This is a genomic window from Thalassospira sp. A40-3, from assembly GCF_015871485.1.
In the GTDB taxonomy this organism is placed as follows: Bacteria; Pseudomonadota; Alphaproteobacteria; order Rhodospirillales; family Thalassospiraceae; genus Thalassospira; species Thalassospira tepidiphila.
On sequence record NZ_CP065428.1, the window covers coordinates 3,771,389 to 3,796,867 of the forward strand.

Annotated in this window: 27 protein-coding genes; 8 read left to right on the forward strand and 19 right to left on the reverse strand. The window is 56.3% G+C overall.

Features of this window, described 5'->3' with window-relative positions:
* The first annotated feature begins 121 nt into the window (after positions 1–121).
* From IT893_RS17390 to IT893_RS17400, 3 genes are all read left to right on the forward strand, one after another.
* Complete coding sequence (locus IT893_RS17390; RefSeq protein WP_197146103.1) at positions 122–1,015, forward strand: M48 family metalloprotease; 894 nt, start codon at positions 122–124, stop codon at positions 1,013–1,015.
* Between the two features lie 69 nt (positions 1,016–1,084).
* The gene (locus IT893_RS17395; protein WP_197146104.1) at positions 1,085–1,357 is read left to right on the forward strand and encodes an HNH endonuclease; all 273 of its coding nucleotides are present in this window, start codon (positions 1,085–1,087) and stop codon (positions 1,355–1,357) included.
* A 110-nt stretch (positions 1,358–1,467) separates the two neighbouring features.
* Positions 1,468–2,205 carry a MarC family protein gene (locus IT893_RS17400; protein WP_197146105.1) on the forward strand — a complete coding sequence of 246 codons (738 nt, stop codon included), beginning with the start codon at positions 1,468–1,470 and terminating at the stop codon, positions 2,203–2,205.
* Between the two features lie 38 nt (positions 2,206–2,243).
* On the opposite strand, the gene IT893_RS17405 is transcribed toward IT893_RS17400, so the two are convergent.
* From IT893_RS17405 to IT893_RS17420, 4 genes are all read right to left on the reverse strand, one after another.
* Entirely contained in the window at positions 2,244–3,161 is a 918-nt protein-coding gene (locus IT893_RS17405) for a calcium/sodium antiporter (RefSeq protein ID WP_197146106.1), read from the reverse strand.
* 155 nt (positions 3,162–3,316) lie between these two features.
* Complete coding sequence (locus tag IT893_RS17410; RefSeq protein ID WP_197146107.1) at positions 3,317–4,336, reverse strand: Ldh family oxidoreductase; 1,020 nt, start codon at positions 4,334–4,336, stop codon at positions 3,317–3,319.
* Positions 4,337–4,362: 26 nt separating this feature from the next.
* A complete protein-coding gene (locus IT893_RS17415; protein ID WP_063086784.1) occupies positions 4,363–5,511 on the reverse strand; it encodes an HPP family protein in 1,149 nt (382 codons plus the stop codon).
* Positions 5,512–5,698: 187 nt separating this feature from the next.
* On the reverse strand, positions 5,699–8,083 hold the full coding sequence (locus tag IT893_RS17420) for a transketolase (RefSeq protein ID WP_252723989.1): 2,385 nt from the start codon (positions 8,081–8,083) through the stop codon (positions 5,699–5,701).
* 561 nt (positions 8,084–8,644) lie between these two features.
* Here IT893_RS17420 and IT893_RS17425 point away from each other — a divergent pair.
* On the forward strand, positions 8,645–9,532 hold the full coding sequence (locus IT893_RS17425; RefSeq protein ID WP_197146109.1) for a hypothetical protein: 888 nt from the start codon (positions 8,645–8,647) through the stop codon (positions 9,530–9,532).
* 63 nt (positions 9,533–9,595) lie between these two features.
* Here IT893_RS17425 and IT893_RS17430 read toward each other — a convergent pair whose 3' ends face one another.
* A complete protein-coding gene (locus IT893_RS17430; protein WP_197146110.1) occupies positions 9,596–10,822 on the reverse strand; it encodes a methionine gamma-lyase in 1,227 nt (408 codons plus the stop codon).
* A gap of 225 nt (positions 10,823–11,047) precedes the next feature.
* On the opposite strand from IT893_RS17430, the gene IT893_RS17435 reads away from it, so the two are divergent.
* Positions 11,048–12,682, forward strand: coding sequence for a sigma-54-dependent transcriptional regulator (locus IT893_RS17435; RefSeq protein ID WP_197146111.1), 1,635 nt, complete (start codon positions 11,048–11,050; stop codon positions 12,680–12,682).
* Between the two features lie 105 nt (positions 12,683–12,787).
* The gene (locus IT893_RS17440) at positions 12,788–13,570 is read left to right on the forward strand and encodes a 3-hydroxybutyrate dehydrogenase (RefSeq protein ID WP_008888403.1); all 783 of its coding nucleotides are present in this window, start codon (positions 12,788–12,790) and stop codon (positions 13,568–13,570) included.
* Positions 13,571–13,656: 86 nt separating this feature from the next.
* On the opposite strand, the gene IT893_RS17445 is transcribed toward IT893_RS17440, so the two are convergent.
* Positions 13,657–13,839 carry a DUF1508 domain-containing protein gene (locus IT893_RS17445; RefSeq protein ID WP_008888404.1) on the reverse strand — a complete coding sequence of 61 codons (183 nt, stop codon included), beginning with the start codon at positions 13,837–13,839 and terminating at the stop codon, positions 13,657–13,659.
* Between the two features lie 69 nt (positions 13,840–13,908).
* Positions 13,909–14,793: a LysR substrate-binding domain-containing protein gene (locus tag IT893_RS17450; RefSeq protein WP_197146112.1), complete on the reverse strand. Its 885-nt coding sequence runs from the start codon at positions 14,791–14,793 to the stop codon at positions 13,909–13,911.
* A gap of 120 nt (positions 14,794–14,913) precedes the next feature.
* Between IT893_RS17450 and IT893_RS17455 the strand changes: the two genes are divergently transcribed.
* Positions 14,914–16,038 (forward strand): S-(hydroxymethyl)glutathione dehydrogenase/class III alcohol dehydrogenase, encoded by a 1,125-nt coding sequence (locus tag IT893_RS17455; RefSeq protein ID WP_064787616.1) that lies wholly within the window; start codon positions 14,914–14,916, stop codon positions 16,036–16,038.
* A 77-nt stretch (positions 16,039–16,115) separates the two neighbouring features.
* A complete protein-coding gene (gene fghA, locus IT893_RS17460; RefSeq protein ID WP_197146113.1) occupies positions 16,116–16,973 on the forward strand; it encodes an S-formylglutathione hydrolase in 858 nt (285 codons plus the stop codon).
* Between the two features lie 106 nt (positions 16,974–17,079).
* Here fghA and IT893_RS17465 read toward each other — a convergent pair whose 3' ends face one another.
* From IT893_RS17465 to IT893_RS17520, 12 genes are all read right to left on the reverse strand, one after another.
* Positions 17,080–17,676: an energy-coupling factor transporter transmembrane protein EcfT gene (locus IT893_RS17465; RefSeq protein WP_197146114.1), complete on the reverse strand. Its 597-nt coding sequence runs from the start codon at positions 17,674–17,676 to the stop codon at positions 17,080–17,082.
* The gene (locus IT893_RS17470; protein ID WP_197146115.1) at positions 17,673–18,347 is read right to left on the reverse strand and encodes an energy-coupling factor ABC transporter ATP-binding protein; all 675 of its coding nucleotides are present in this window, start codon (positions 18,345–18,347) and stop codon (positions 17,673–17,675) included. Before IT893_RS17470 ends, IT893_RS17465 begins: the two co-directional genes overlap by 4 nt.
* 91 nt (positions 18,348–18,438) lie before the next feature.
* Complete coding sequence (locus IT893_RS17475; RefSeq protein ID WP_197146116.1) at positions 18,439–18,987, reverse strand: biotin transporter BioY; 549 nt, start codon at positions 18,985–18,987, stop codon at positions 18,439–18,441.
* A gap of 196 nt (positions 18,988–19,183) precedes the next feature.
* Positions 19,184–19,543, reverse strand: a complete 360-nt coding sequence (locus IT893_RS17480) for a helix-turn-helix transcriptional regulator (protein ID WP_197146117.1) — start codon at positions 19,541–19,543, stop codon at positions 19,184–19,186.
* Complete coding sequence (locus IT893_RS17485; RefSeq protein ID WP_197146118.1) at positions 19,530–19,976, reverse strand: SRPBCC family protein; 447 nt, start codon at positions 19,974–19,976, stop codon at positions 19,530–19,532. Before IT893_RS17485 ends, IT893_RS17480 begins: the two co-directional genes overlap by 14 nt.
* A 198-nt stretch (positions 19,977–20,174) precedes the next feature.
* Positions 20,175–20,795 (reverse strand): urease accessory protein UreG, encoded by a 621-nt coding sequence (gene ureG, locus IT893_RS17490; protein ID WP_008888415.1) that lies wholly within the window; start codon positions 20,793–20,795, stop codon positions 20,175–20,177.
* Positions 20,792–21,574 (reverse strand): urease accessory protein UreF, encoded by a 783-nt coding sequence (locus tag IT893_RS17495; RefSeq protein ID WP_371810680.1) that lies wholly within the window; start codon positions 21,572–21,574, stop codon positions 20,792–20,794. Before IT893_RS17495 ends, ureG begins: the two co-directional genes overlap by 4 nt.
* Positions 21,489–22,034 carry an urease accessory protein UreE gene (locus tag IT893_RS17500; RefSeq protein ID WP_197146119.1) on the reverse strand — a complete coding sequence of 182 codons (546 nt, stop codon included), beginning with the start codon at positions 22,032–22,034 and terminating at the stop codon, positions 21,489–21,491. Before IT893_RS17500 ends, IT893_RS17495 begins: the two co-directional genes overlap by 86 nt.
* A 20-nt stretch (positions 22,035–22,054) precedes the next feature.
* The gene (gene ureC / locus IT893_RS17505; protein WP_197146120.1) at positions 22,055–23,767 is read right to left on the reverse strand and encodes an urease subunit alpha; all 1,713 of its coding nucleotides are present in this window, start codon (positions 23,765–23,767) and stop codon (positions 22,055–22,057) included.
* Between the two features lie 17 nt (positions 23,768–23,784).
* Complete coding sequence (locus tag IT893_RS17510) at positions 23,785–24,090, reverse strand: urease subunit beta (protein ID WP_008888419.1); 306 nt, start codon at positions 24,088–24,090, stop codon at positions 23,785–23,787.
* Between the two features lie 17 nt (positions 24,091–24,107).
* Complete coding sequence (locus IT893_RS17515; protein ID WP_044829632.1) at positions 24,108–24,410, reverse strand: urease subunit gamma; 303 nt, start codon at positions 24,408–24,410, stop codon at positions 24,108–24,110.
* Positions 24,411–24,436: 26 nt separating this feature from the next.
* Positions 24,437–25,369: an urease accessory protein UreD gene (locus IT893_RS17520; protein WP_197146121.1), complete on the reverse strand. Its 933-nt coding sequence runs from the start codon at positions 25,367–25,369 to the stop codon at positions 24,437–24,439.
* Between the last annotated feature and the right edge of the window lie 110 nt (positions 25,370–25,479).

A 25,479-nucleotide genomic window follows, 5' to 3' on the forward strand; every position in this document is an offset into this window, starting at 1 on the left:
ACAACCGATTGTTTGACATAAATTTATCCGACCGTGCCAAAGGTTGCATTTGCGTATCTGCAGTGATCATCCCTATCTTTGGATAAGGCCCCCAACCCGAACCCTGACAGGCAAAACGCGAATGGCTGACAATACGCCGCAGCTTCCCGACTTCATTCAACGCTTTCTCGCCATTCAGCCCGGTGGAGTCTCCCACGCGGGCGGGCTGATGGCGTGCATGATCGGTGTGCTTGCCGCCTGTGCATGGATGCTGGGCGGGATATCGATGATGATTTCGGCCGGTATTGCGGTTGCCCTGATGCTGGTACTTTCACCGATGATCTCACCAGAAATCCTGATGAAGATGCTGCGCGCCAGTCCGCTGTCGGGGAAAGATTATCCCGCCATCCATGAAATGAGCCGCCTGCTTTCCGAACGCGCGGAACTTGGTCACAAACCAAAATTGTTCCTGCTGCCCGGCAAGGGGGTCAATGCCATCACGACCGGAACGGACGACAATACCACGATTGCGATTTCAAGCGATGCGGTTCATGGCCTTTCCCCGCGCCAGATGCGCGCGATTTTGGCCCATGAAGTGGCGCATGCCTGGCATGGCGATACGCGTATCTTGCTGATTACCGATGTGCTTTATCGCGCAACATGGACCATCGCGCTGTTTGGTCTTGCGATCTTTATCTTTGGCAATTTCAATCCCCCAGCCTGGATGATTATCCTGTTTGGTGCGGTGCCGACCATCAGCTTCCTGTTCCAGCGCGCGGTCATTCGCGACCGCGAATTTGCCGCCGATCATGGGGCAAGTGATTTGCTCAATGGCCCGGAGGACATGATTGATGCCCTTCTGCATATCGATCAGATCAACCGCAAACGTCTGGGTCTTGTGCCTTATCGCAGCACCCAGCCGCCAAGCCTGCTTGACACCCATCCATCGGTTGGGGCGCGGATCAAGGCGCTCCGCGCACTCAAACCCGGCACATGGCAGAAATTCTTTGAAAACCGGCGGATGCCGCCGCAATAATCGACCATGGCAATACCGGGTAATTCTGATCGTTCTGATCTTGGAAAGTGCACGATCTGCGGACGTGTGATGGTCGCAGGCCCCAGTGTTGATCGGCATCACTGGCACCCGAAATCACAGGGCGGGACTGAAACCGAATGGCTGCATCGCGTTTGCCATCGCATGATCCATCGCCTGTTTGATGAAGCCACCCTTGCACGCGACTATAACAGCCCCGACAAGCTGCTTGCCCATCCCGATATCATCAAATTCGTCAAATGGGTGCGCAAGAAACCGGTTGATTATGTCGACTGGCCGGAAAGTGCCGGGCGTTACGGGCGCAATCGCGGCAAACGGCGATAAGGCCCTGCATTGCTAACCCACCCAAAAGAACTGCCCATTTAACCATTTACCTGCGAAGATGGGCGCAATATACGCATCCATCGTGCAATCGCCGAAAGCAGGAAGAACCGATGCCAAGCCTTGATATGCTCAACGAATTGATCCCGGTCTTTGTCACGCTGTTTGTGATTATTGACCCGTTGGGTCTGGTGCCGGTCTTCATCGTCCTGACGCAAGGCACCAGTGCCGCCCACCGCCGGCGCATGGCGATCCGTGCCTGCTTGACCAGCTTCTTTATCCTGGCGGCCTTTGCCCTGATTGGCGAAGGATTGCTGGGCGTGTTTGGCATTCACATGCCGGCTTTCCGGATTGCCGGGGGCACGTTGCTGTTTTTGATCGCGCTTGAAATGCTGTTTGAAAAGCGCAGCCAGAAACGTAACCAGCGCGCCGAACAGGTCCATCAGGAACTCGAAGAAGATCACGACACCGACAAGGCCGGAAAGACTACAAAAGCCAAGTCCAAGCCCGCTGCTACCAAAACGGCGGACGGGCCGACCATCCCGGATGACGAGGCCGATGATGTCTCGATCTTCCCGATGTCGATCCCGTTCCTGTCCGGCCCCGGTGCCATCGCGTCCGTGATGCTTCTGATGGGCAAGTTCGAAGACAATATCGCCATGCAGGCCAGCGTCATTGGCGTGGTCGCCGTGGTGATGGTGATCGCCTTTGTCTTTTTCCTGCTGGCAAACGTGGTTGCCAAACGCCTCAGCCCGACCGTCGCCACCGTGGTATCACGCCTGCTTGGCATGATCCTGGCGGCCCTTGCGGTTCAGTTCATTATTGACGGCATAAAGCAGGCGTTTTTCTAGGACCCCCAGAAAAGAAGCCTGCCCTACGCTGACTGCCCTTACTGGGCCGCCCAGACGTAACCGGCATACAGCACCAGCATGATGATGCCGGGTATCCGGCCAATCTGTGGACGGCGAAGCATCAGCGTCAGGCCAATCGAAACTGCAATCATCACCGGAAGATCGAACATCAGGAACCGGTCTGCTACCGGAATCGGCGATACGACCGCCGTCAGGCCAAGAATCCCCAGGATGTTGAAAATGTTTGACCCGATAATATTACCAATCGCGATTTCGGATTGCTTCTTCAATGCAGCAATCAGCGATGTTGCGAGCTCTGGCAGGGACGTACCAACCGCAACAATCGTAAGCCCGATAAAGGCTTCGGACACACCAAAGGTGCGCGCGATGGTCACCGCCCCTTCGACAAGGTAATGGGCGCCAACCATCAGCATGGCCAGCCCCGCGACAACCCAGACAATTGACAGCCAAACATTTGAAACCGCTTCGGGCAGATCCGTCGATGACGCGGGTTCCGAACGCGACTGGCGATAGGCAAACACCAGATAACCAATCAATGCCGCAAACATAAGCCCACCAGCCACACGGCCAAGGTCACCAAGCGCAAAGAAAGGCACCAGCACGACAGCAGCAGCAAGCATCACAGCGGTATCGCGACCAAGCGTGCCGCCAGATACGGCAATTGGCCACACCACGGCAGAAACACCAACGATCAACAAGATATTGGCAATGTTGGACCCGATGACGTTGCCAAGCGCGATATCCGGCACACCACGCAATGCCGCATCCATGGAGACAAGAAGTTCCGGCGTCGATGTCCCGAAACCGACCACGGTCAAACCGATCAGAAGCGATGACATGGAAAGTTTGCGGGCGATCCCGACGCTACCGCGCACCAGAGATTCCCCCCCAAAGAAAAGCCCGGCCAAACCGCCGAGCAACATCAGATATTCCATGACCAACGCCCTTCCAGCTCACGTTGCATCAAATCACGCTTTTGGATGCATGCTGCGTGAGTTGTACGACAATTGGGGACATTGCAAGCCCATCACGGCGTACCCCTTGAAAAAAGATTGGGTCATAAAATCTGATCCAAGCATAACGCCCTGTATTATTGTTGCTCCGTCAAGGCCAACAGCTCGTCATGCAGGGTCTTGGGGATCGTCACCCCGTTTTCATGACTGCGTTCGCGGGCTTCAAACCGGCGTTGTGATGGCAGGCGCGCGCCCTGTTTGACGATCTCCTCGAAAAAGTCTTCGGCGTGATCAAGATGCTTTTGCGCATCAGCACCAAGGAATGTTTCCGGACAAAAGGCGATGATGATTTCCCCATGATGCGGCTTACCCGGCGCATCTTCGGATGCAGCATGGGTTTCATGTCCCAGCACATCACCGATCAACGGCCCCGCCATCAAACCGATCATGGTCGAAAGTGCTGATCCCTTGTGCCCGCCAAATGTCAGCATCGCCCCTTCGAGCGCCTTGGTCGGATCGGTGGTGGGATCACCGTTTTTATCAATCGCCCAGCCTTCGGGAATCGGCCTGCCCGCGCGACGGTGCAGTTCGATTTCGCCGCGCGCGATCATGCTGGTGGCAAAATCAAACGTGTAGGGCGTTTTGCCCGGACGCGGCCATGAAAAGGCAATCGGGTTGGTGCCCAGGAGCGGCTTGGCTCCGCCTGCTGGCGCGACAAAGGCATGGGTCGGTGTCATCGCCATCCCGACCAGACCGTGGGCAGAAATCTGCTCGACTTCCGGCCACAACGCTGAAAAATGGAAACAGTTATTGATCGCCAGAACCGAAATCCCACAGTGTCGCGCCTTTTCAACAAGCTGCGGCAAGCCCATTTCAAAACCCAGAAGCGAGCATCCCTTGTGCGCATTGACCCGCGTAATGGCCGGCGCCTGATCGATAATTTCCGGCAGAACATGGGTATCAAGCCCGCCATTCCGCGCGGTCTGCACACAACCCATCAGACGATAAAGTCCATGCGAATGGCACTCATCAATCTGGGCGGCAACCACGCTGCGCATGATGGCACCTGCATGTTCTTCGCCAAAGCCATTGTCCTCCAGCACGGCAAGGCTTAGCTTTTCAGCCTCTTCGATTGTCAGTGTAACAGTCTCAGTCATCGGGCTTTTCCAGTTTTGTGGGCAACTCAATCGGCAGTAATGCTTGCATGGGCCATGGCGGCGATCAAATCAGTTCGGGTCACAATGCCAATGATTTTTCCATAATCAAGAACAGGAACGGCATCACATGCGCCATCCGCCATCAGCGGTAGCAACGCCGCAATTGGTGTATCAGGCGTGGCACGTGGTTCCGTGACAGACATGATTTCCATCGCCCGGACAGGCGCTTCACGCTTGCGATCAACCAGACGCGACATCGCCGATAACAACCCACGATCCAGACGCAATGCATCCTCTCGTGCGCGGCGGATCAGATGAATTTGAAAGATCACACCAATGAACTGGCCGTCCGCGCCAATCACTGGCAGGGAGGTAAAGCCATGCTTGCGAAAAAGGTCGGCCACCTCGCCAAGGGGTGTTTCCGCCTCAACAGTCACAAGATCGCGCGACATGATATCGCGTGCGGTCATTGGCCCGGCACGGTGGGATGCCGCCTGTAATTCGGCCGCGCCAATCAACCGCGCCAGGTCTTCAATACCAAGGTTAAGCGACTGGCTATATTGCTGAAGGATCGCGTTTAGCTCATCCTCATCAAGGCCAAGCCGTTCGATTGGTGCACGATCTGCTGTCCGATGCAAACCTTTGTCATCGAAATGGCGGAATGGATATGTGCGCCCGGTCAAGCGGGCATAGGCAATTGCAACCAGAACCAGAATGGCTGTCACAACAGCAACCGGCGTCACGGCGAAGCGAAAGCCGAGATCGGCGACCATATCCGGGTTCAGGGCGGCGACCATCGCAACCGCACCACCAGGCGGATGAACCGCCCGTGCGACAATCATCGCAGAAATACCCAGTCCAACCGCCAACGCAACGCGAAGCACAGGATCATCAACCATCAGGCACACAGCCACCCCGGCAAGTGCGGCAACACTATTGCCAACAATCGCGGACCATGGTTGCGCAAGCGGACTGTTGGGTACTGCGAACAACAAGACGGATGTCGCACCGAATGGCGCAATCAGATAAAGACCTGCGCCTTGCAACTCGGGTAGTGACAGCAAAAAACCCGCCAGCCCCAGTCCAATCAGGGCCCCGCCGCCGGCGCGCGTGGCCTCAATCGGTGTGCCAAACGGCATCGCCGGATAAAGCCCTTTAAGACTTCTGTTTTTCATAAGAACGTTTCACTGCCCGGCTCGGGGTTACACACACTGAACCGATTTTAATTTTTATAAATTGCGAACAGTTCTCGTACTTACAATCCGACATTGCGTCAACTGCCGGACCACTCCAAGTGGTCGACCCAGACATGAAAAAAGGGAGGGCAAAGCACCCTCCCTTTCGAACCTCAAGCATGCCCTATCAGTCCCAGCGTTTCGCCGCACGCAGGATCGCATCCGTGCCGATCTGATAGTGATCATAAAGCGCGATGCTGTCCCCGCACTGGCCAAAGGCATTCACACCCAGCGGCGCAACCGCGTGACCGCGTACACCACCCAGCCATGCAAGGGCGGCCGGATGACCGTCGATCACCGTGACAAGGCGGGCATCCGATGCCAGCGGTTTGAGCAAGTTTTCGACATGGGCCATCTTGCCATCAGCCTTGCCTTCAAGGCGGGCGCGCTCAAGATCCTGCCATTCGTTATACAGGCGATCGGTCGACGTCACGGCAAGCAGACCAAGGCCCGGATGATCTTCAGACAGCTTTTCCCAGGCCGCGATTGCTTCGGGCGCCATGGCACCGCAATAGGCAATCGCCATTTTGCAATCGTCGCCCGGCTGACGCAACCAATAGCCACCCGAAATAATTTCGGTTTTTTCTGATTCTGACAGGTCACGTTCCGGCTGTGACAGCGGTTTGGTCGACAAACGCAGGTAGATCGATCCACCATCCGGGTCTTGCATATGTTCAAACGACCAGCCCATGATCGCGGCCAATTCATCACCAAAGCTTGGCTCGAAACTGGTCAGGCCCGGCTGCCCCATCCCGATCATTGGCGTTGATATCGACTGGTGCGCCCCACCTTCGGGGGCCAGCGTGATGCCGCTTGGTGTTGCCACCACCATGAAACGCGCATCCTGATAGCAGGCGTAATTCAGCGCATCGAGGCCACGCGCAATGAACGGATCATAAAGCGTTCCAATCGGGAACAGGCGTTCACCAAACAGGTTGTGCGACAGACCGAGTGCGGCCAGGTTGAGGAACAGGTTGTTTTCGGCAATGCCGAGCTCAACATGCTGTCCGCTTGGTGATCTGATCCATTTCTGGGCCGAGGGGACCTTGCGTTCCTTGAACTCATCGGCCAGTTCTTCGCGGCCAAACAGACCGCGCTGGTTTACAAACCCGCCAAGATTGGTCGAGACCGTCACATCGGGCGAGGTGGTCACGATCCGGTCCGACAGGTCGCTGTTTTTCATCTTGGCCAGTTCATTCAATATCTTGCCAAAGACTTCCTGCGTGCTGGACGTTTCGGCACGTGCATAGGGCATTTCGGGGATGGTTATGTGCTTGGCCGACTTGTTGCGCGGGGCATCATCGTTAAACGGTGCCCTGGCGATGTAGTCGCGAAGGGCATCGGCACTGATATCAAGGCCGGCTGCGACATCCCATTCCTGCCCGTCGGCGATCTTGTTTTGCAGCTTGAAGGCATCCATTTGCGGCACGTTCATCAGGCCCGCATGGTTGTCCTTGTGCCCCTGAAGCGGCGTGCCATAGCCCTTGACGGTATAAGCAATAAAGACGGTCGGCTTGTCATTGGGAACCGCGTCAAAGGCGCTTAGAACCGCTTCCATGCAGTGGCCGCCCAGATTGGTCATCAGGTCATGAAGCTGATCATCGTCATAGTCGCCCAGAAGGCTTGCCAGCGCATTGTCGCCTTCCATGTCCGATGTAATCTGTTTGCGCCATGCCGCCCCACCCTGGAAGGTCAGCGCCGAATAGATGTCGTTGGGAACGTCATTCAGCCACTTCTTAAGCGATTTCCCGCCCGGCTTGGCAAAGGCATCATGCAGCTTGCGGCCATATTTGATGGTAATCACGTTCCAGCCAACCGCGCGGAAGAACCGACCAATCACGCGGAACAAATGGGCATCAATCATGCCATCAAGGCTTTGGCGGTTATAGTCGATCACCCACCAGACATTGCGAATGTCATGCTTCCAGGTATCAAGCAACGCCTCATAGATGTTGCCTTCATCAAGTTCGGCATCACCCACAAGGGCAACCATGCGACCTGGCGTTTCATCCTTGGGCAGCATGTCCTTGTAGCGCAGGTAATCCTGCGTCAGGGCTGCAAAGTTCGTTACCGCCGCACCAAGGCCGACAGAGCCTGTCGAGAAATCGACCTGATCACCATCCTTGGTCCGTGACGGATAGGATTGCGCACCACCGAACGAGCGGAATGCTTCGAGCTTTTCCTTGGTCTGACGGCCAAACAGATAGTTGATCGCATGAAATACCGGGCTTGCATGCGGCTTGACCGCAACCCGGTCCTGCGGGCGCAGAACATTGAAATAAAGTGCTGTCATAAGGGTCGTCATCGACGCACAGCTGGCCTGATGGCCGCCAACCTTGATGCCATCGCGCTTGGGGCGCAGATGGTTGGCATTATGGATTGTCCAGCTTGACAGCCAGCGCACTTTCTTTTCAAGCAGACCCAGCATCTCAAGGTCCTTGGCATTGATATCGGCCGTGCTGCTTGCTTCGATGATTTCACCGATTTCCGGTGCGCTTTCCTGTACTGACATTTCCTGATTGCTTTCTTTTTTATCCGATATTGCGGGTTTCATGCTATGTCGTCTGGCGTCTCAATAATTCGGCACCACAATGCCGATTTTTAGGGGCACGTCGCGGAAATCAAGATGGCGGTCCGGCAATTCACACAAGATTCGGCAATTTCACTGAAATGTTGGAATCAGCTGCGACGATCACAGGGAAACTCTCGAATTTCCGTTCCAGAAAAAAGTCCGGAAAATCACTGCCACGCCCCTATTCCCGTGCGAGTCGATCAAACCCCTAAGACCACCAAATTCGACCGGCGCCGGGTGGAAGATTGCGGTCTGGGTGCAACCCCGGCTCAAACTCTTTGCACAGAAATATCTTATACTGATATATAGATACTGCCTCTCCTAAAGTTCGCTTCCGGTGACGTCGAAATTGCCAAACTTTCTCTCGTTAAGATCTCTTTCCCTGACCGAAGTTATTCTGTTCCGATGACAGTCCGGATCGGAGCAATTCGAGGCGTATTATCCTCTGTGATCAACCGGTTCACAGCCATCAAAGATGTTGCCCGACAATTTCTTTGCCTGATGATCTTCACTGCGCACCTGTTTGGTAACATCCCCGCCCATGCGCAGTCGGCATCCACCAATGATCCACGCGTCGTGCGCATCCCCATGGATACGCCATCGGAATTTTGCCGCGGCGAGATCACCTGGGAAGCACACCGGGAATATCACATCGATTTGTTGCGGCTGGCCCTGAGACTGAGCGGGCACAACGCCACCCTTGTGCCGGTATGCATGGATTACCCGACCGAAGACCGGCGCATTCCCATGCTCGAAGCTGCCGACCAGTTTGACACGGTTTTCTTTGGCACCAATGCAGAGCGCGAAGAAAGGCTGCTTGCCGTCTATATCCCGATCTATCTTGGCACCACCGGCTTGCGGCTTTTCATGCTGCATAAAGATCTCAAAGAACCGTTCAGTCAGATTGAGACGATTGAGGACCTCAGGAAACTTTCCATGGGTCAGGGACTTGGATGGCCAGACAACGAGATTTTGACTGATAACGGCTTTGACGTCGTTAGCGGACGATATCGAACGCTTCATCGTATGCTCGATGCAAGGCGATTTGATCTTTATCCGCGTGCCTATTGGCAGATTGTCGGCGAATGGAACTGGATGAAGTGGGAAGCACCCAGCATCGAAATCGGCCATAAAACAGCACTTTATTACCCGCAACCGATCTATTTCTTTGTCAGCCCCAAAAATTCGGAACTGCGCGACATCATCGAAACCGGACTTAAGCGCGCCTTTTCAAACGGCATGATGCTGGATCTTTTGAAAACCCATCGCGATACCGCACCGTCATTCTCGCAAATTGATTTACACGATCTGAAAGTCATGCGGATCGACAATAAACACCTGTCAGACCGATCGCGCAAAGCAATGGCTCAATACAGTCTGTTTGACTAGTGGCGGGTGAGAACAGCAGGTCGGGATGGCACTCGGCCATCCCGACCCGCAGTTGATTTGCCGTTACTCGGCGGCAATCGCCATCTGATCGCCATCCAGCGCGTTTGACAGATCGGCCAGAATATCATCGATGCTTTCAAGCCCGGCCGACAGGCGGATCAGACCATCGGTGATCTGATATTCGGCGCGTTCTTCGGCAGTGTAGGTCGAATGGGTCATCGATGCCGGATGCTGGATCAGGGTTTCGGCATCGCCCAGACTGACCGCACGGGTGATCATGTTAAGGCCGTTCATCAGTTTACGGCCTTCCTCGATCCCGCCTTTAAGCTCAAACGCGATCATGCCGCCAAACCGGTCCATCTGTTTTTTCGCCAGTTTATGATGCGGGTCGCTTTCAAGCCCCGGGTAGAAGACCTTCTCGACCTTCGGGTGTTTGGCCAGAAAATCGGCGATTTTTTCGGCATTGTCGCAATGGCGCTCCATGCGAAGCTCAAGCGTTTTAAGGCCACGCATCACAAGGTTGGCATCCTGTGCGGACAGAACCGCACCGGTCATGTCCTTGAGCCCGACCAGACGCACCTGCGTCATGTCTTCAAGTGTTCCGATCACCGCGCCAGCCATCAGATCGCCATGGCCACCCAGATATTTGGTCGCGGAATGCACAACGATATCGGCACCGAGTTCAATCGGACGCTGCAGATACGGCGTGCAATAGGTGTTGTCGACAACGACCTTGGCACCATGCTTGTGCGCGATGTCCGAAACCGCTTCGATATCGACCAGACGCATGTTCGGGTTGGCCGGTGTTTCGAAATAGACAATCTTGGTTTTGTCCGAGATCGCCTTTTCCAGCTCTGCCGGATCGGTCAGATCGACATGGGTATGTTTGATGCCGAATTTTTCCAAACCGTGGCGGAAATAGGCAAACGTGCAGCCATAAAGCGTGCGATCGACAATGATCTCGTCGCCCGGCGCGATAAAGGTCCAGAAAACAGATGTGATCGCGCCCATGCCCGATGCGGTCGCAACGGCGGCTTCACCGCCCTCAAGCACCGCAAGCCGCTTTTCGAGAAGATCAAGCGTCGGATTGGCAATACGGGAATAGATAAAGCCCTGCTCGTCGCCAGCAAAGAACCGCCCGCCCTGCTCGGCTGTTTCGAACGCAAAGGTCGAAGACATGTAAACCGGCTGGTTCAGCGCACCATTGTGGCTTTGCGGATCGTAACCGTGATGGATCGCACGGGTAGCAAAACCGGTTTTGGCGCTGTTGTGTTTGTCATTGGCAGACATCGGAAGGCTCCTTGAAATGCGTTTATTCTGCCCTGACAATCGCAATCACCATGCCAGATTTAAAAACCGCTTGTTTTCAAAGACTTACGGAAAAGGTCGCTCTTTTGTGTGTAAAAATTAGTTTACACACCGACGTTCATCATCACCGAAATGCGCAAAGACGCTGGATTTCAGTCGCTTAAGACTGTACATTTAGCGATACAATGTAAACTTATCGGTACGGATATGCGGTTCGAAATTCGCGGTGAAAACAGGCTCGGCATTACGCGCGACGTCATCAATGTCCTGACCGATCAGGGCCTGGACATCCGCACGTTTGAAGTCACCACCCATCATATCTATGCCGACATCCCGGCCATCCGCCCGGAACGCTTTCCGGCACTGGCAAGCGCATTGAAGAAAATCCCCGGCATTTTCGACATCACCGAAATCGACCGTCTGCCAACCGAACGCCGTCGCGCACAGCTGCATGCAACGCTTGCCGCCCTTGGCGATCCGGTAATCGCGGTGGATGCCAACGGCCTGATTGCACAGGCCAACCCGGCGGCACAGGCAATTTCAGCCACTCCTGAAAAACCCCTGCGTGATCAGGATATATCGAGCATACTTGGCGAACCATCTATTGAAGATTTACGCCAAGGTGGTTTTCGCCTGCCGGAACGCGAAGTGGTTTTGGGTGGTCAGACCTATCTTTTGCAGGTCGAACCGATCGGTCATGTTGATGATGGGTCGGACGCCAGTGATGACACGCCCTGGGGCGGGGTGATGGTCTTTCACCGTCCGGCACGACTGGGCCGCGTGATAACCGCCCTTCAGGATCGCAGCCACACTGGCTTTGACGACATTATCGGCACCAGCAGGGCCATGCTGCGCGTTAAATCACAGGCAGAACGGCTTGCGGCCATCGATGCCCCGATCCTGATCCTTGGCGAAACCGGTACCGGCAAGGAACTGTTTGCCCGTGCCTGCCACCGCGCAAGTTCGCGTGCTGATCAGCCGTTTCTGGCCCTTAACTGTGCGGCGATGCCCGAAGGCCTGGCCGAAAGCGAACTGTTTGGTTATGCCGCGGGTGCCTTTACCAGTGCGCGGCGCGGCGGCAAGCCGGGGCTTCTGGAACTGGCCGATGGCGGCACCTTGTTTCTTGATGAAATCGGCGAACTGACCCCCTATTTGCAGGCAAAGCTTTTGCGCGTGCTGCAGGATGGACGGTTCCGGCGCGTCGGCGGGACGGACGAAATCACCGTCGATGTCCGGGTTATCAGCGCAACCAACCGCGACCTCGAGGCGATGTCCCATGACGGCACGTTTCGCGAAGACCTTTATTTCCGCCTCAATGTTCTTGGCATCACCCTGCCGCCCTTGCGCGACCGGGTCGAAGACATTGCCGATCTGGCTGCCGTTTTTATCGACCGCACCGCCCAGCAGACCGAACGAACACCACCGCGCCTCGCCCGCGATGGGCTTGACTGGCTTTGCCGTCACGACTGGCCGGGCAATGTGCGCGAACTTGAAAACACCCTGTTTCGCGCCGTCGCACTCCTTGATGGCAATGTCCTTGGCGCACGTGACCTTGCCGATGCCGCCACCGGCACGGCCATGACACCCGAACGAGACACCCAACAGGCTCATGGCGCGCCGGATAGCGGCGAGGCTTCTCCTTCGGGCGAGAGCGAACAGGCCGATCTGATCGCCAACGCCTTGGCACAAAGTGATTTCAATAGCGGCATGGAATTGCTTGAACGGGAAATGCTGGCCCGCCTCTACCCGGATTATCCAAGCTCGCGCAAACTTGCCAAACGGCTTGGCGTTTCGCATACCTCAATCGCCAACAAGCTGCGCAAATACGGTATCGGCACCTAAAAAGCCAACCGCCCGACCACAGCATTTCTTGCCACTTACATTGCACTGCGGCATGATCTTCCTAAATCAAAGGGCAGAAAGCCCATTTCACAGGGAGAAGACAAAATGCTGACAGGTAAACGCGCACTCGTCACCGGCTCGACCAGCGGGATCGGCCTTGCCATGGCCAAGGCCCTTGCGGGCGCTGGTGCGGATGTGATGCTCAATGGCTTTGGCGACGCCGATGAAATCGAGGCGACCCGCAAAGCTCTTGAAACCGAACATGGCGTAACCGCCCACTATAACGGTGCCGACCTGTCCAAACCCGATCAGATCGAAGCGATGATGAAAGACGCAGAGGCCAAGTTTGGCGGCGTCGACATCCTGATCAACAATGCCGGCATCCAATACACCGCCAATGTCGAAGACTTCCCGCCAGAAAAGTGGGACGCAGTGATTGCGATCAACCTGTCATCGGTCTTCCACACCACCCGCCTTGCCGTGCCCTATATGCGCAAGAAGAACTGGGGTCGCATCATCAACACGGCGTCTGCCCACGGCCTTGTCGCATCGGTCCAGAAGGCCGCCTATGTCGCGGCTAAGCATGGCGTGATCGGATTGACCAAAGTCACCGCGCTTGAAACCGCCGAAACCGGCATCACGGCAAATGCGATCTGCCCGGGCTGGGTGCGCACCGAACTGGTCGAACGCCAGATCGAGGCACGTGCCAAGGAAAACAACATCTCGGTCGAAGAATCCGCAACCCGACTTGTCTCGGACAAACACCCGTCCAAACAGTTCGTCAGCCCCGAACAGATAGGCCAGACCGCCCTGTTCCTGTGCTCGGACGCAGCCTCGCAAATGACCGGCACGCATCTTTCCGTCGACGGCGGCTGGACGGCGCAATAGCGCAATAGCGCAAACGCATCCCAGAACATCAAAGCCCCGCTGGCACAAGACTGCGGGGCTTTTTGTTTGCGCCGGATGACCTCGACCTAGCTCAGATCACAATCACACGCCGGACGTTTGGCATTGGCGATGCAATCAGACTTCTTCGAATAGCCTTGCGTCGACGCACCAACAATCTCGCCATTCTTGGCCGTACGCCGCCAACGCCAGCCGTCCTTTGCCTCATAAACTTCCCAAAGATCGCCGTTCGACCCTGTGCATTGTGACATCCGTTTTCTCCTTCAAACCGAAATGCTTTGCACGGTTTGACGCTGGAGAACCCCAGTTGTGACAGATCATCAGGATGCGGATCCCAGATACCTTCCCAAATGCTCCACCAGCATCCGGATCTTCGGACTCAGATGCCGGTTCGTCGGGTAGATTGCCCAGATGCCTTCATCGGATGGCTGGTATTTGGTGAGCACCGGGACGAGGTCGCCGCTGGCAATCCACGGATCGACGTAATAGTCGGGCAATTGCACGATGCCGATGCCCTTGCGTGCTGCATCGAGAAGCGCCTGGCCGCTATTGGCATGGATGGAGCCATGAATGCGCACGGTGCGTTCGCGACCATCCTCTTCAAACCGCCAGTAATCGAGTGTGCCAACCAGACAATTATGGTGGTGCAATTCCGAAAGTGAATAGGGCTCCCCGCGCTTGGCGATGTAGCTGGGCGCAGCACAGGCATACAGGCGGCGCGTTGATAGTTGCTGGGTCATCAGACTGCCCGTGGTGCCTTCCAACCGGCCCAGACGGATCGCCATGTCGTAGCCTTCCAGCACCAGATCGAGCTTCTGGTTGGTAAAGCGGCATTGCACTTCCAGATCGGGGTAGCGGGTGACGAAATCATTGACCAGCGGCGCAATCACGGTTTCGCCGTAAGTCGTCGGCGCGGTGAGTTTCAGTTTGCCGCGCGGAACTTCCGTCAGGTTGCCAATCGCGCGCTCTGCTTCATCCAAACCGTCCAGCAATTGTCGGCAATGCTGATAGTAAATCTGCCCGGCCTCGGTCACACTGACCTTGCGCGTGGTGCGGTAAAACAATTGCGTGCCGAGCTTTTCTTCAAGCGCTGTGACCTGTCGGCTGACCTGGGCGACGGAAATGCCAAGTTGCCTGGCGGCATGGGTAAAGTTTTGCCGTTCGGCCACGGCGATGAATTCGCTGATCCCGTCCCAGGCATTCATGACCCGACCCCGCCTTGATTATTACACATACGTAAAAGTGAATTACCAAAATAGCGGATTATCACATCAAGGGAAATAAATAGACTGTTGGCATCCACATCAAACCATCGGAGTAGCGTCATGAGCGCCGAGACCATTACCTGTAAAGCCGCCATCGCCTGGGAAGCAGGCAAACCGCTGTCGATCGAAGAAGTTCAGGTCGCCCCGCCGAAAGCTGGCGAAGTGCGCGTCAAGATCGTTGCGACCGGCGTTTGCCACACCGATGCCTTCACCCTGTCGGGCGACGATCCCGAGGGCATCTTCCCGGCGATCCTTGGCCATGAGGGCGGCGGCATTGTTGAGTCGATCGGCGAGGGTGTCACCAGCGTTTCGGTTGGCGATCACGTGATCCCGCTTTACACCCCGGAATGCGGCGAGTGCAAATTCTGCAAATCGGGCAAAACCAACCTGTGCCAGAAAATCCGCGAAACCCAGGGCAAGGGCCTGATGCCGGACGGCACCACGCGTTTCTCGCAGAATGGCAAGCCGATCTATCACTACATGGGGTGCTCGACCTTCTCGGAATACACGGTGCTTCCGGAAATCTCGCTTGCGAAGATCAACAAATCTGCCCCGCTTGAAGAAGTTTGCCTGCTTGGTTGCGGGGTCACCACAGGCATGGGGGCCACGGTTAACGCGGCCAAGGTGCAAAAGGGTGACTCTGTGGCCGTCTTTGGCCTTGGCGGTATCGGTCTTTCGGCCATCATCGGCGCACAGATGGCCGGTGCCGGTCGCATCGTTGCCATCGATCTCAACGAAAAGAAATTCGATCTTGCCAAGAAACTGGGCGCAACCGATTGCATCAACCCGAAAAGCTATGACAAACCGATCCAGGAAGTCATTGTCGAGCTGACCGACGGTGGCGTTGACTGGTCGTTCGAGTGCATCGGCAATGTCAATGTCATGCGTTCAGCCCTTGAGTGCTGCCACAAGGGTTGGGGTGAGTCGGTCATCATCGGTGTTGCCGGTGCAGGTCAGGAAATCTCCACCCGTCCGTTCCAGCTGGTCACCGGTCGCGTCTGGCGCGGCACGGCGTTTGGTGGCGTTAAAGGCCGCTCGCAGCTGCCCGATTATGTTGAACGTTACCTTGCCGGTGAGTTCAAGCTTTCGGACTTCATCACCCATACCATGAAGCTTGAAGACATCAACGAAGCGTTCGACCTGATGCATGAAGGCGAAAGCATCCGTTCGGTTATCCATTACTGATCGAAATATAAACGTTTGAATAATTGCGCCACTGTCGGAAACCGTCCGGCGGTGGCCGATCAGAAGGAGGCCCCAAAATGGGTATCGAAAATTCTTCAAGCAACAAGGTCTTTGGCGGCTGGCAAAAGCAATATACCCATCCGTCAACCACCCTTGGCTGTGACATGCGCTTTGCGATCTTTCTGCCGCCGCAGGCCAGCAATGGCACCAAGGTGCCGGTCATGTACTGGCTGTCGGGCCTGACCTGCACGGATGAAAACTTCATGCAGAAGGCCGGTGCATTTCGCATTGCCGCCGAACTGGGCATCGCCATCGTCGCCCCGGACACCAGCCCGCGCGGCGATCATGTCCCCGATGACGAGAACGAGGCGTATGATTTCGGCAAGGGGGCAGGCTTTTACGTCAACGCCACGCAGGAGCCGTGGGCGCGCAATTATCGCATGTATGATTACGTGACCAAGGAACTGCCCGCACTCATCAAGGATCACTTCCCGGTCAATGATGATGCCGTAATTTCCGGCCATTCCATGGGCGGTCATGGCGCACTGATGATTGCACTGCGCAATCCGGGCACGTTCAAGTCTGTCACCGCCTTTGCACCGATTTCCAATCCGATCAATTGCCCGTGGGGCCAGAGGGCGCTTGGCAATTATCTCGGTGATGACAAATCAGCCTGGAAAGACTGGGACAGCTCGGAACTGATGAAGGCGGCAAGTGCGCCCGATGTTCAGACCCCTGCCCTTGTCGATCAGGGTGGTGCAGATGGCTTTTTGGCCGAGCAGCTTAAACCCGAAGTGCTTGAAGCCGCCACCAAAACATCAAACTACCCGGTCACCATCCGCATTCAGGATGGCTATGACCACAGCTACTATTTCATCTCGACCTTTATCGAAGATCATATCCGCTTCCACGCCAAGCATCTTGGACTGAGCTGATTGCACCACGATCTTCGACTCCCCCGGCACGCCGCCCACTGACTTCCCCCCTCTGGCGTGTCGGGGCTTTTCTTTTCGGGGAAATCTGAAAACCTGGCGATGGTGCCTAGTCAAAGCTGCGCGCATCAATCGCATCGGCGACGTCATCGGCCATTTTAAGCGTGCGGATAATCAGCGGCACCACCATCGCAATGATGGATCGATCAAGGCCGCGCGCGCGTTGGGCATCACGGATTTCCGATGCCACGGTGGAGATCACCGGAATAAAGCGCAGCACCATCGAAATCGCCAGACTGACCTTTTCCGGATTGACGCCAATCGGGCGCAGCGGCTGCATGGCACGTTCCAGCGATGCCAGCAGGTCTGATGTTTTGGTGGTCAGTGTCACAAGCGATGCAAACATCACAATTGCCGCAATCCGGGTGACGACCAGCATCCCGGCCTGCCAGTCATTCAGCCAAAGCTGAACGGCAAAAAAGATCACCAGCAACCAAAGGATCGGCTTGATCTGCGCCAACATAATGCCCGGGCCAAAGCCAGATGCGGGATACAGCAACAAAACAGTCGCCAGAACAAACGCCACCACCGGCCAATCGGGGATCAGGAACACACCCGTACCAAGCGCGACCATGGCAAGGATCTTGGCCCCGGCCGCGGCCCGGTGAAGGGCAGATTGCCCATCGATATAAAGCCCCGCGATCACGCCATCATCTCCCGATATTTCGGAAGAACCTCGGATGGCGGGCCATCAAGCACGACACGGCCATCCTCAAACGCCAGCACACGGTCGTAATCGGCAATCAGATCAAGGTCATGCGAAACCGTAATCACCGTCTGATCCAGCTCGGCTATGGCGCGCTGCACCCGGTTGCGATTGCGCAGGTCCAAAAGCGTGGTTGGCTCATCAAAGATGATATAACGCGGTTCCATCACCAGCACGCCCGAGATGGCCAGCAACTGCTTTTGCCCGCCGCTCAGCAAATGACTGGGATGAGCTTTGAAATCCTGAAGATCATAGCGCGCCAGCACGTCATCAATCCGCCGGTTGACCTCTTCCTTGGAAAGTTTCAAAGGCTTCAGGCCAAAGGCAATGTCTTCCTCTACCACCGGATAGACGATCTGATTGTCCGGGTTCTGAAACACAAACCCGACATGACGACGCAGCTTTCGGCCATCCTTTGCTGCATCAAAATCATCGACCAGGACCCGGCCCGCGCTTGCCGTTTGCAGGCCATTCAGCAACCTGACAAAAGTGCTTTTGCCCGACCCGTTCGCGCCGACAATCCCGATCCGCTTTTCGCCAAGCGTCAGGTCAATATCAGCAAGCGCACGTCGCTGTTCAAACTGCACAGAGACATTTTCAATTCGGATCATGGAAAGACGTCCGGCTTTATCAGGGAAATTGGTACGGGCTCAAAAACAGGCTTAAAACGGGCGCAAGTACATCACTTGCGCCCATAAGATGTTAGCTCGCCTTGGAAATCAAGGGATAGGCGCGCCGGACTGCGAGGCATGCCGCGGTCGCAATCGCAACCTTGATGGCATCGCCGATCAGGAACGGAGCCGCCCCCACGGTTGCCTGCCAATAGCTGATTTCGGCCACCACCGCGACCCAGGCATTACCAATGGCATACAGGACGACAATCCCGCCAAAAGCGATGGACAGTGCGGCATTGAAAACATTCAGACGGTTCCAGAACTTCTCGATCAGAAGCCCGATGACAAAGGCCGAAATGGCCCAGCCAAACATGAACCCGCCGGTCACCCCGATCATCACGCCAAAGCCACCGCGCCCGCCGGACAAAAGCGGCAAGCCAACAGCAACCAGAACAAGGAACAGAACAATCGAAAGCCCGCCACGACGGGCACCCAAAATGGCCCCGGCCAACATCGGGCCAAGTGACTGTGCTGTGACCGGCACACCGGTGACTGGAAGGGTGATTGGCGGAAACAGCCCAAGAACGGCGGTCAGGGCTGCAAACAGGGCGACATAGACAATATCTTTGGTCTTCATGTAACGGTTTCCCATTCCCGTTATAAGGCCGTTCTGCAATCAACCCCTTGCGCAGAATGGCCTCCGTTAACCGGTCCGCCCGACCGGCTCAACGCGATATGGGATAACCGCAAATATCATCGACGCCAAGCAAAATGACACCGGATACTGCGTAGCTCATTTAAGAGGAACGCAATATCCGATACTTTTCAAAACCTTAGGCCTCGTCATCTTCGACAAAGGACTTAAGCCGCATCAGGGCAGATTCCCAACGTCCCGCCACCTGATCAAGATAGGCGCGCGCCTCGGCCAGTTGTTCCGGGCAAAAGGCATACTGGCTTTCGCGCCCGACCCGATGGTTCTGCACAAGACCTGCCGCCTCAAGCACGCGCAGATGCTTGGTCACGGCCTGCCTGGTCATATCGGCATCATCAGATAACACCGAGATCGAGCGCGGCTTGCCATCGGCCAGACGATCAAAGATCGCCAACCGTGTGGGATCGCCCAAAGCGGCAAACATGGCGGAGAAATCCTTGTCATGCTTGCCATTGTCCGAATTATTTTTAGCTTTCTGCATATTTCTTGATGTTTTCAAGCTGGAAGCCCCAGCCGTTTGTATTGGCCCGCAACGCATCAGCAATGCGATGGGGTGGTAGATTATCAAATCCGGTTTCGCGCACCTTTACCGATGTCGTGCCGGACGTTTCTTCAAGCCAGAATTCGACAAGGGTTTCGGGTTCCCCACTGTAATCGACTTCGGGGTCAACCGCATAGGGGTGCCATGTATAGGCGAAGTAGGCAGGTTCCTCCATCGCCTTGATCGTTGAATTCCATGGCACATGGGTGAAACCATCAATGGTGAACATGCCCTTGGACACCTCACCCACCGCAAACGGGCCTTCGATATTGATCCCGAACCAGATGCCGAATTCCTTTGAATCGGTCAGGGCCTTCCACACGCGGGAACGGGATGCTTTGATTTCAATCGACTTCTCTATGGTATTTGACATAACGCAACCTCCTGATTGCATTTAAGTTGCCAGAAGATTTCCTGTTATGCAACTAAAAAGTTGCATATTTGATTTGGACCCAACAAACACAAACGCCCGGCTGTTGCCAGCCGGGCGGTGCGTGCTCCCGTCATCCTTGGGTCAGTGCCGCGTTAATGTAACCGGCAAAGCCCGTGCAGCTATCCTTATATCCCCATATCAGGATGCTGCGGATTGGCGGAGCCCCCCTGTCTCGATGATGAAGTTTTTGACGTCTTCAAGGCCATCCATCGCCTTGAGATTGGTGAACAGGAACGGACGATCGCCACGCATCTTCTTGGCATCGCGGTCCATCACGCCCAGATCAGCGCCCACCAGCGGCGCCAGATCGGTTTTGTTGATCACCAGCAAATCGGATCGGGTAATGCCCGGGCCACCCTTGCGCGGGATTTTGTCGCCTGCCGAAACGTCGATGACGTAAATCGTGATGTCGGCCAGCTCCGGCGAGAAGGTGGCTGACAGGTTGTCGCCGCCCGATTCAATAAAGATCGCCTCAAGACCGGCATGCTTGGCCGCCATGTCTTCGACCGCCGCCAGATTGATCGACGCATCTTCGCGAATGGCCGTATGCGGGCAGCCACCGGTTTCAACACCGGCAATGCGGTCTGCGGCCAGTGCGCCCGAACGGGTCATGAATTCGGCATCTTCGCGGGTGTAGATATCGTTTGTGATCGCAGCGATGTTGAACTCATCGCGCATCGCCTTGCATAGGCGTTCCAAAAGGGCGGTCTTGCCCGAACCAACCGGGCCACCAATTCCGATACGAAGGGGAGAGCTCATGATCTAAATAGCCTCGTATATTGGGTTTCGTGTTTCATCGACGTCCAGTCGACCATCGGTGCCGCGGCACCAAGATCGGAAAGTTCAGCCTGCATGGCGTGATCAACGGCAACCGATACCGCGCCATCAAGCGATGATAGGGATCTGACACCATCGGTCTGACCAAGCGGCACCAGACGCACCGCACTGGACACAAGATTTGCCGCCATCGCATGCAAATACGCCGTCAGCGCATCACGCAGCGGCACATCGGATTGGGCTGCGGCAATGCCCACCGCCACCGGATAGGATGGCAAACGATCATCTTCACGCATGCCATTGGCCCAGCGGGTAATGACACCATCGCCCCAGACCTTTTGCATGGTCGAGACAAAGGCGCGTCCCTGTGCAGTTGCCTCCAACGCCATCTCGGACGTGCCGCGCCAACAATCGGCCTCGACCCCGATGTCAAACAGGGCCGCTTCATCACCGGCACGCGCCGCCCGCCATGCGGCACAAAACAACACCGCATCAATCCGCCCGGCCCCGAATTCCAGAACCCCTTCAACCCAGTTGATCAGGCTATCAGCCGACGTCACCCTGCCATCTTCGACGGCATATTCAACGCCATGCGAATAGGTATAGGCACCAACCGGGAATGACGGGCTTAGCCACGTCATCAACCGCATCAGGCCAGCCGGGTTAAGGGTCAGGTCATCCGTGGTCATGGGAATGCCCGTGGTGATGACTGTGCTTGTGATCATGGTCATGATCATCATGGTCGAAATGATCGTTGCCATGGCTGTGACCATGCGCGCCGCCCAGCCCGTGATAGGCCCCGTTCAGCGGATCAAACGGTGCGATTTCGTTTTCCACCACACCGCCAAGTCCCGTGATCATGTCGCGCATGACATGGTCATCAATGATGCGCAAACGCCCGTCATTGAGAACCTGAACCGGGGTATGCCGGTTGCCGATATGCCAGGCCAGTTTGGCGGTTGCAATCGGACCGGCCGCCGTGATGGTCAGAACCGGCTCCTCGGCTGCGCGGACGACAATCACCCCGCCATCAGCAAGGCGCAACCGATCGCCATCCGCCAAACGCACCGCATGCGGCAGGTCGAGCAGGAACGGCTCCCCCGCGTCATCATGCAGACGAATACGGCGGCGATGCCGGTCGGAAAAGGCTAGGGTCACCGTGCCGCGCACTTCGGACGTGTCGGCACGGTCAACCGGGATATGTTCAATGGCGTGACGCATGGAGTTCGCTACCACCGATATCAGAACAGGAAGTAACGCTGTGCCATCGGCACAACATCAACCGGCTGACAGGTCAGAAGTTCACCATCCGCTGTCACCTGATAAGTTTCCGGATCAACTTCCATCACCGGCAACGCATCATTCAGCTTCATGTCCTTCTTGCCGATATTACGCGTGTTCGACACCGCCAAAAGCTCTTTCGACAGCCCGAATTCGGCGGCAATACCCGCATCAATGCCCGCTTGCGAGACAAACGAGAAGCTCGATTTCGCAAGCGCATTGCCATACGCACCAAACATCGGGCGGTAATGGACCGGCTGCGGGGTCGGGATCGACGCGTTCGGATCGCCCATGGCGGCGGCGGCAATCATGCCGGCCTTGATCACCATGTCGGGCTTGGTGCCAAAGAACATCGGCTTCCAAACCACAAGGTCGGCAATCTTGCCAACTTCGACGGAGCCGACATGCGCCCCAATACCCTGCGCAATCGCCGGGTTGATGGTGTATTTCGCAACGTAGCGCTTGGCACGGAAGTTATCGTTGCCCTTGCCAGAATCCTCGGGCAACGCACCGCGCTGCTTTTTCATCTTGTCGGCGGTCTGCCAGGTCCGGGTGATGACTTCACCAACGCGGCCCATCGCCTGACTGTCTGACGAGATGATCGAAAATGCGCCAAGATCATGCAGGATATCCTCGGCCGCGATGGTTTCACGGCGGATACGGCTTTCGGCAAAGGCGACGTCTTCGGGGATTTTCGGATCAAGGTGATGGCAAACCATCAACATGTCCAGATGCTCGTCAATCGTATTGACCGTAAACGGACGGGTCGGATTGGTCGAGCTTGGCAGAACGTTGGCTTCGCCGCACAGCTTGATGATGTCTGGCGCATGGCCGCCACCGGCACCCTCGGTGTGGAAGGTGTGAATGGTTCGGCCCTTGAACGATGCACGGGTGTGCTCGACAAAGCCGCTTTCATTCAATGTATCGGTATGGATCATGACCTGTACATCAAGGTCGTCGGCAACTGATAAGCAGGTATCAATCGCCGCCGGGGTCGTGCCCCAGTCTTCATGAAGCTTCAGGCCGCACGCACCCGCCTTGACCTGCTCGATCAGCGATCCGGGCAGGGTCGCGTTACCCTTGCCAAAGAAACCGATATTCATCGGAATGCCATCAGCTGCCTGCAACATCCGGGCAATATGCCACGGACCTGGCGTGCAGGTGGTGGCGTTCGTACCCGCCGCCGGGCCAGTGCCACCGCCCAGCATGCTGGTCACGCCGGAATAAAGCGCGTCTTCAACCTGTTGCGGGCAGATCCAGTGAATGTGGGCATCAATACCGCCAGCGGTGATGATGTTGCCTTCACCGGCAATAATCTCGGTGCCCGGACCGATGATGATATCGACACCGGGCTGCACATCCGGGTTTCCGGCCTTGCCGATCCCCGCAATGCGGCCATCGCGAATGCCGATATCGGCCTTGATGATGCCGGTGTAATCCAGGATCAGCGCATTGGTGATCACGGTATCAACCGCACCATCAGCACGCGTTGCCTGCGACTGCCCCATACCATCACGGATCACCTTGCCGCCACCGAATTTGACTTCCTCGCCAAGGGTGGTGAAGTCTTTCTCGACCTCGATGATCAGGTCGGTATCGGCCAGACGGACCTTGTCCCCGACGGTCGGGCCAAACATGGCCGCATAGGACGGACGATCAATTTCATAAGCCATTTATTCCATCCCCCCGCTTAAAGCTTGCCGTTGATTTTGGCGTTAAAGCCATAGACCGTGCCGGTACCGGCATATTTCACCAGATTGACTTCGCGCGACTGGCCCGGCTCAAAACGAACAGCGGTACCGGCCGGGATATCAAGGCGAAAGCCACGTGCGGCTTCACGATCAAAATCAAGGCCCGGATTGGTTTCATAGAAATGATAGTGCGACCCCACCTGCACCGGACGGTCCCCGGTATTGGCAACGGTGATGGTTTTGGTTTCACGCCCCTCGTTCAGGATGAGGCTGCCTTCCTTGGTAATGATTTCACCTGGAATCATAACGCGCTCCTCTTTCCTTAACGGATCGGTTCATGAACGGTCACAAGCTTCGTCCCGTCCGGGAAGGTGGCTTCGACCTGAATTTCGTGGATCATTTCGGCAATGCCATCCATCACCTGATCGCGCGTTATCACGGTTGCCCCGTCGCGCATCAGATCGGCAACAGATTTGCCATCGCGCGCGCCTTCAACGACATAGTCGGTGATGATCGCGATCGCTTCGGGGTAATTAAGCTTCACCCCCCGTGCAAGGCGATTGCGCGCCACCATGGCGGCGACCGAGACCAGCAGTTTGTCCTTCTCGCGTGGCGTCAGATTCATGCCTGCCTACTCCTTGGCTTCATCAATTAAATCTCCCACAAACGCGGCAAGCGTGCGGGAAGCCCCCTTGTTTGATGGCGGAACGTTTTCCACCACGCGCCATACACCCGGCGCAATTTCATCGGATCGCGTGCCATGAAACGCGCTATCACAATCCCCTTCATCGCGGTCGCGGCACATAGCACATCGCGCGCCTCAAGCCCCTCGGTCGCCTGCGCCAGACAATCACGCGCGGCTTCAAGCTGATCTTCCGCGTCCTGCCCGACCAGAATGGCAGTCGCATTGGCACGTGCACCGTCAAAGGCGGCCGCATGATCAAGCATGCGCAACACATCGCCTTCCAGATGCAGCGCATCGCGCCAGATCGGACGTCCATCAATCGACACATCCCACGCATCGCGCGCAAGTCCGGTGGTAAACACCTCGCCGCGTGCAAGGCGGCCAAACACCATCATCTCGCCGGCCATGACCATGCCGCTGCCAGATGCGCATACTGTGGTTTTGCGTTTCAGGCGGGCCTGATCAAACAGGATGCTTTCATGGGGCAACCATTCAAGCCAGCCGCCATCAGCGACATCCAGATCAACCGACATCTCGCAATCCGGTCCGACCGACCGGTAAATCTTTTCTGCTGCCTGTGCAGTAAACAGGGCGGATGCGCCCGCCTCCACCTTGCCGGTAAAGGCCAGCTTATCGCCACCGACCATGCCACCCGATGTCGTGACCAGAACGGCCGTCGCCAGATCCCCCGCAACCGGGCGCGGGAACAGGATTTTCATCGGGTCACGGTAATAAAGATGATCAAGGGCTGCATGCCCGCCCTGATGTGCTGCACCCTTGCCCTGACGAAACGTCACCTCGGCCCGGCCATCGGTAATGATGCGGGCGGGCGTTACTGGCGTTTCCATCTCCGCATTCGAAATTGCGGATGTTGTCGGTTCAAGTTTGCGAAGCTGCACAAAGTCACCTGATTAATGCGGCCCACTGACGGGACCTTAATACCAAGGGTCATTACAGCAAGATGCGGGCCAACCGCCAACACCCTGCCGATACAGGGAGTTTGGCGGCA

What these genes read in the sequence shown, in the direction of transcription:
- fghA (WP_197146113.1), top strand. Translation starts at nt 16,116, where the DNA reads ATGGGTATCGAAAATTCTTCAAGCAACAAGGTCTTTGGCGGCTGGCAA.
- IT893_RS17500 (WP_197146119.1), bottom strand. Translation starts at nt 22,034, where the DNA reads ATGCGTCACGCCATTGAACATATCCCGGTTGACCGTGCCGACACGTCC.
- IT893_RS17400 (WP_197146105.1), top strand. Translation starts at nt 1,468, where the DNA reads ATGCCAAGCCTTGATATGCTCAACGAATTGATCCCGGTCTTTGTCACG.
- IT893_RS17485 (WP_197146118.1), bottom strand. Translation starts at nt 19,976, where the DNA reads ATGTCAAATACCATAGAGAAGTCGATTGAAATCAAAGCATCCCGTTCC.
- IT893_RS17480 (WP_197146117.1), bottom strand. Translation starts at nt 19,543, where the DNA reads ATGCAGAAAGCTAAAAATAATTCGGACAATGGCAAGCATGACAAGGAT.
- ureG (WP_008888415.1), bottom strand. Translation starts at nt 20,795, where the DNA reads ATGAGCTCTCCCCTTCGTATCGGAATTGGTGGCCCGGTTGGTTCGGGC.
- IT893_RS17405 (WP_197146106.1), bottom strand. Translation starts at nt 3,161, where the DNA reads ATGGAATATCTGATGTTGCTCGGCGGTTTGGCCGGGCTTTTCTTTGGG.
- IT893_RS17425 (WP_197146109.1), top strand. Translation starts at nt 8,645, where the DNA reads ATGATCTTCACTGCGCACCTGTTTGGTAACATCCCCGCCCATGCGCAG.
- IT893_RS17435 (WP_197146111.1), top strand. Translation starts at nt 11,048, where the DNA reads ATGCGGTTCGAAATTCGCGGTGAAAACAGGCTCGGCATTACGCGCGAC.
- IT893_RS17410 (WP_197146107.1), bottom strand. Translation starts at nt 4,336, where the DNA reads ATGACTGAGACTGTTACACTGACAATCGAAGAGGCTGAAAAGCTAAGC.
- IT893_RS17455 (WP_064787616.1), top strand. Translation starts at nt 14,914, where the DNA reads ATGAGCGCCGAGACCATTACCTGTAAAGCCGCCATCGCCTGGGAAGCA.
- IT893_RS17475 (WP_197146116.1), bottom strand. Translation starts at nt 18,987, where the DNA reads ATGAAGACCAAAGATATTGTCTATGTCGCCCTGTTTGCAGCCCTGACC.
- IT893_RS17440 (WP_008888403.1), top strand. Translation starts at nt 12,788, where the DNA reads ATGCTGACAGGTAAACGCGCACTCGTCACCGGCTCGACCAGCGGGATC.
- IT893_RS17515 (WP_044829632.1), bottom strand. Translation starts at nt 24,410, where the DNA reads ATGAATCTGACGCCACGCGAGAAGGACAAACTGCTGGTCTCGGTCGCC.
- IT893_RS17510 (WP_008888419.1), bottom strand. Translation starts at nt 24,090, where the DNA reads ATGATTCCAGGTGAAATCATTACCAAGGAAGGCAGCCTCATCCTGAAC.
- IT893_RS17395 (WP_197146104.1), top strand. Translation starts at nt 1,085, where the DNA reads ATGGTCGCAGGCCCCAGTGTTGATCGGCATCACTGGCACCCGAAATCA.
- IT893_RS17495 (WP_371810680.1), bottom strand. Translation starts at nt 21,574, where the DNA reads ATGGCAACGATCATTTCGACCATGATGATCATGACCATGATCACAAGC.
- IT893_RS17420 (WP_252723989.1), bottom strand. Translation starts at nt 8,083, where the DNA reads ATGTCAGTACAGGAAAGCGCACCGGAAATCGGTGAAATCATCGAAGCA.
- ureC (WP_197146120.1), bottom strand. Translation starts at nt 23,767, where the DNA reads ATGGCTTATGAAATTGATCGTCCGTCCTATGCGGCCATGTTTGGCCCG.
- IT893_RS17470 (WP_197146115.1), bottom strand. Translation starts at nt 18,347, where the DNA reads ATGATCCGAATTGAAAATGTCTCTGTGCAGTTTGAACAGCGACGTGCG.
- IT893_RS17450 (WP_197146112.1), bottom strand. Translation starts at nt 14,793, where the DNA reads ATGAATGCCTGGGACGGGATCAGCGAATTCATCGCCGTGGCCGAACGG.
- IT893_RS17430 (WP_197146110.1), bottom strand. Translation starts at nt 10,822, where the DNA reads ATGTCTGCCAATGACAAACACAACAGCGCCAAAACCGGTTTTGCTACC.
- IT893_RS17445 (WP_008888404.1), bottom strand. Translation starts at nt 13,839, where the DNA reads ATGTCACAATGCACAGGGTCGAACGGCGATCTTTGGGAAGTTTATGAG.
- IT893_RS17390 (WP_197146103.1), top strand. Translation starts at nt 122, where the DNA reads ATGGCTGACAATACGCCGCAGCTTCCCGACTTCATTCAACGCTTTCTC.
- IT893_RS17415 (WP_063086784.1), bottom strand. Translation starts at nt 5,511, where the DNA reads ATGAAAAACAGAAGTCTTAAAGGGCTTTATCCGGCGATGCCGTTTGGC.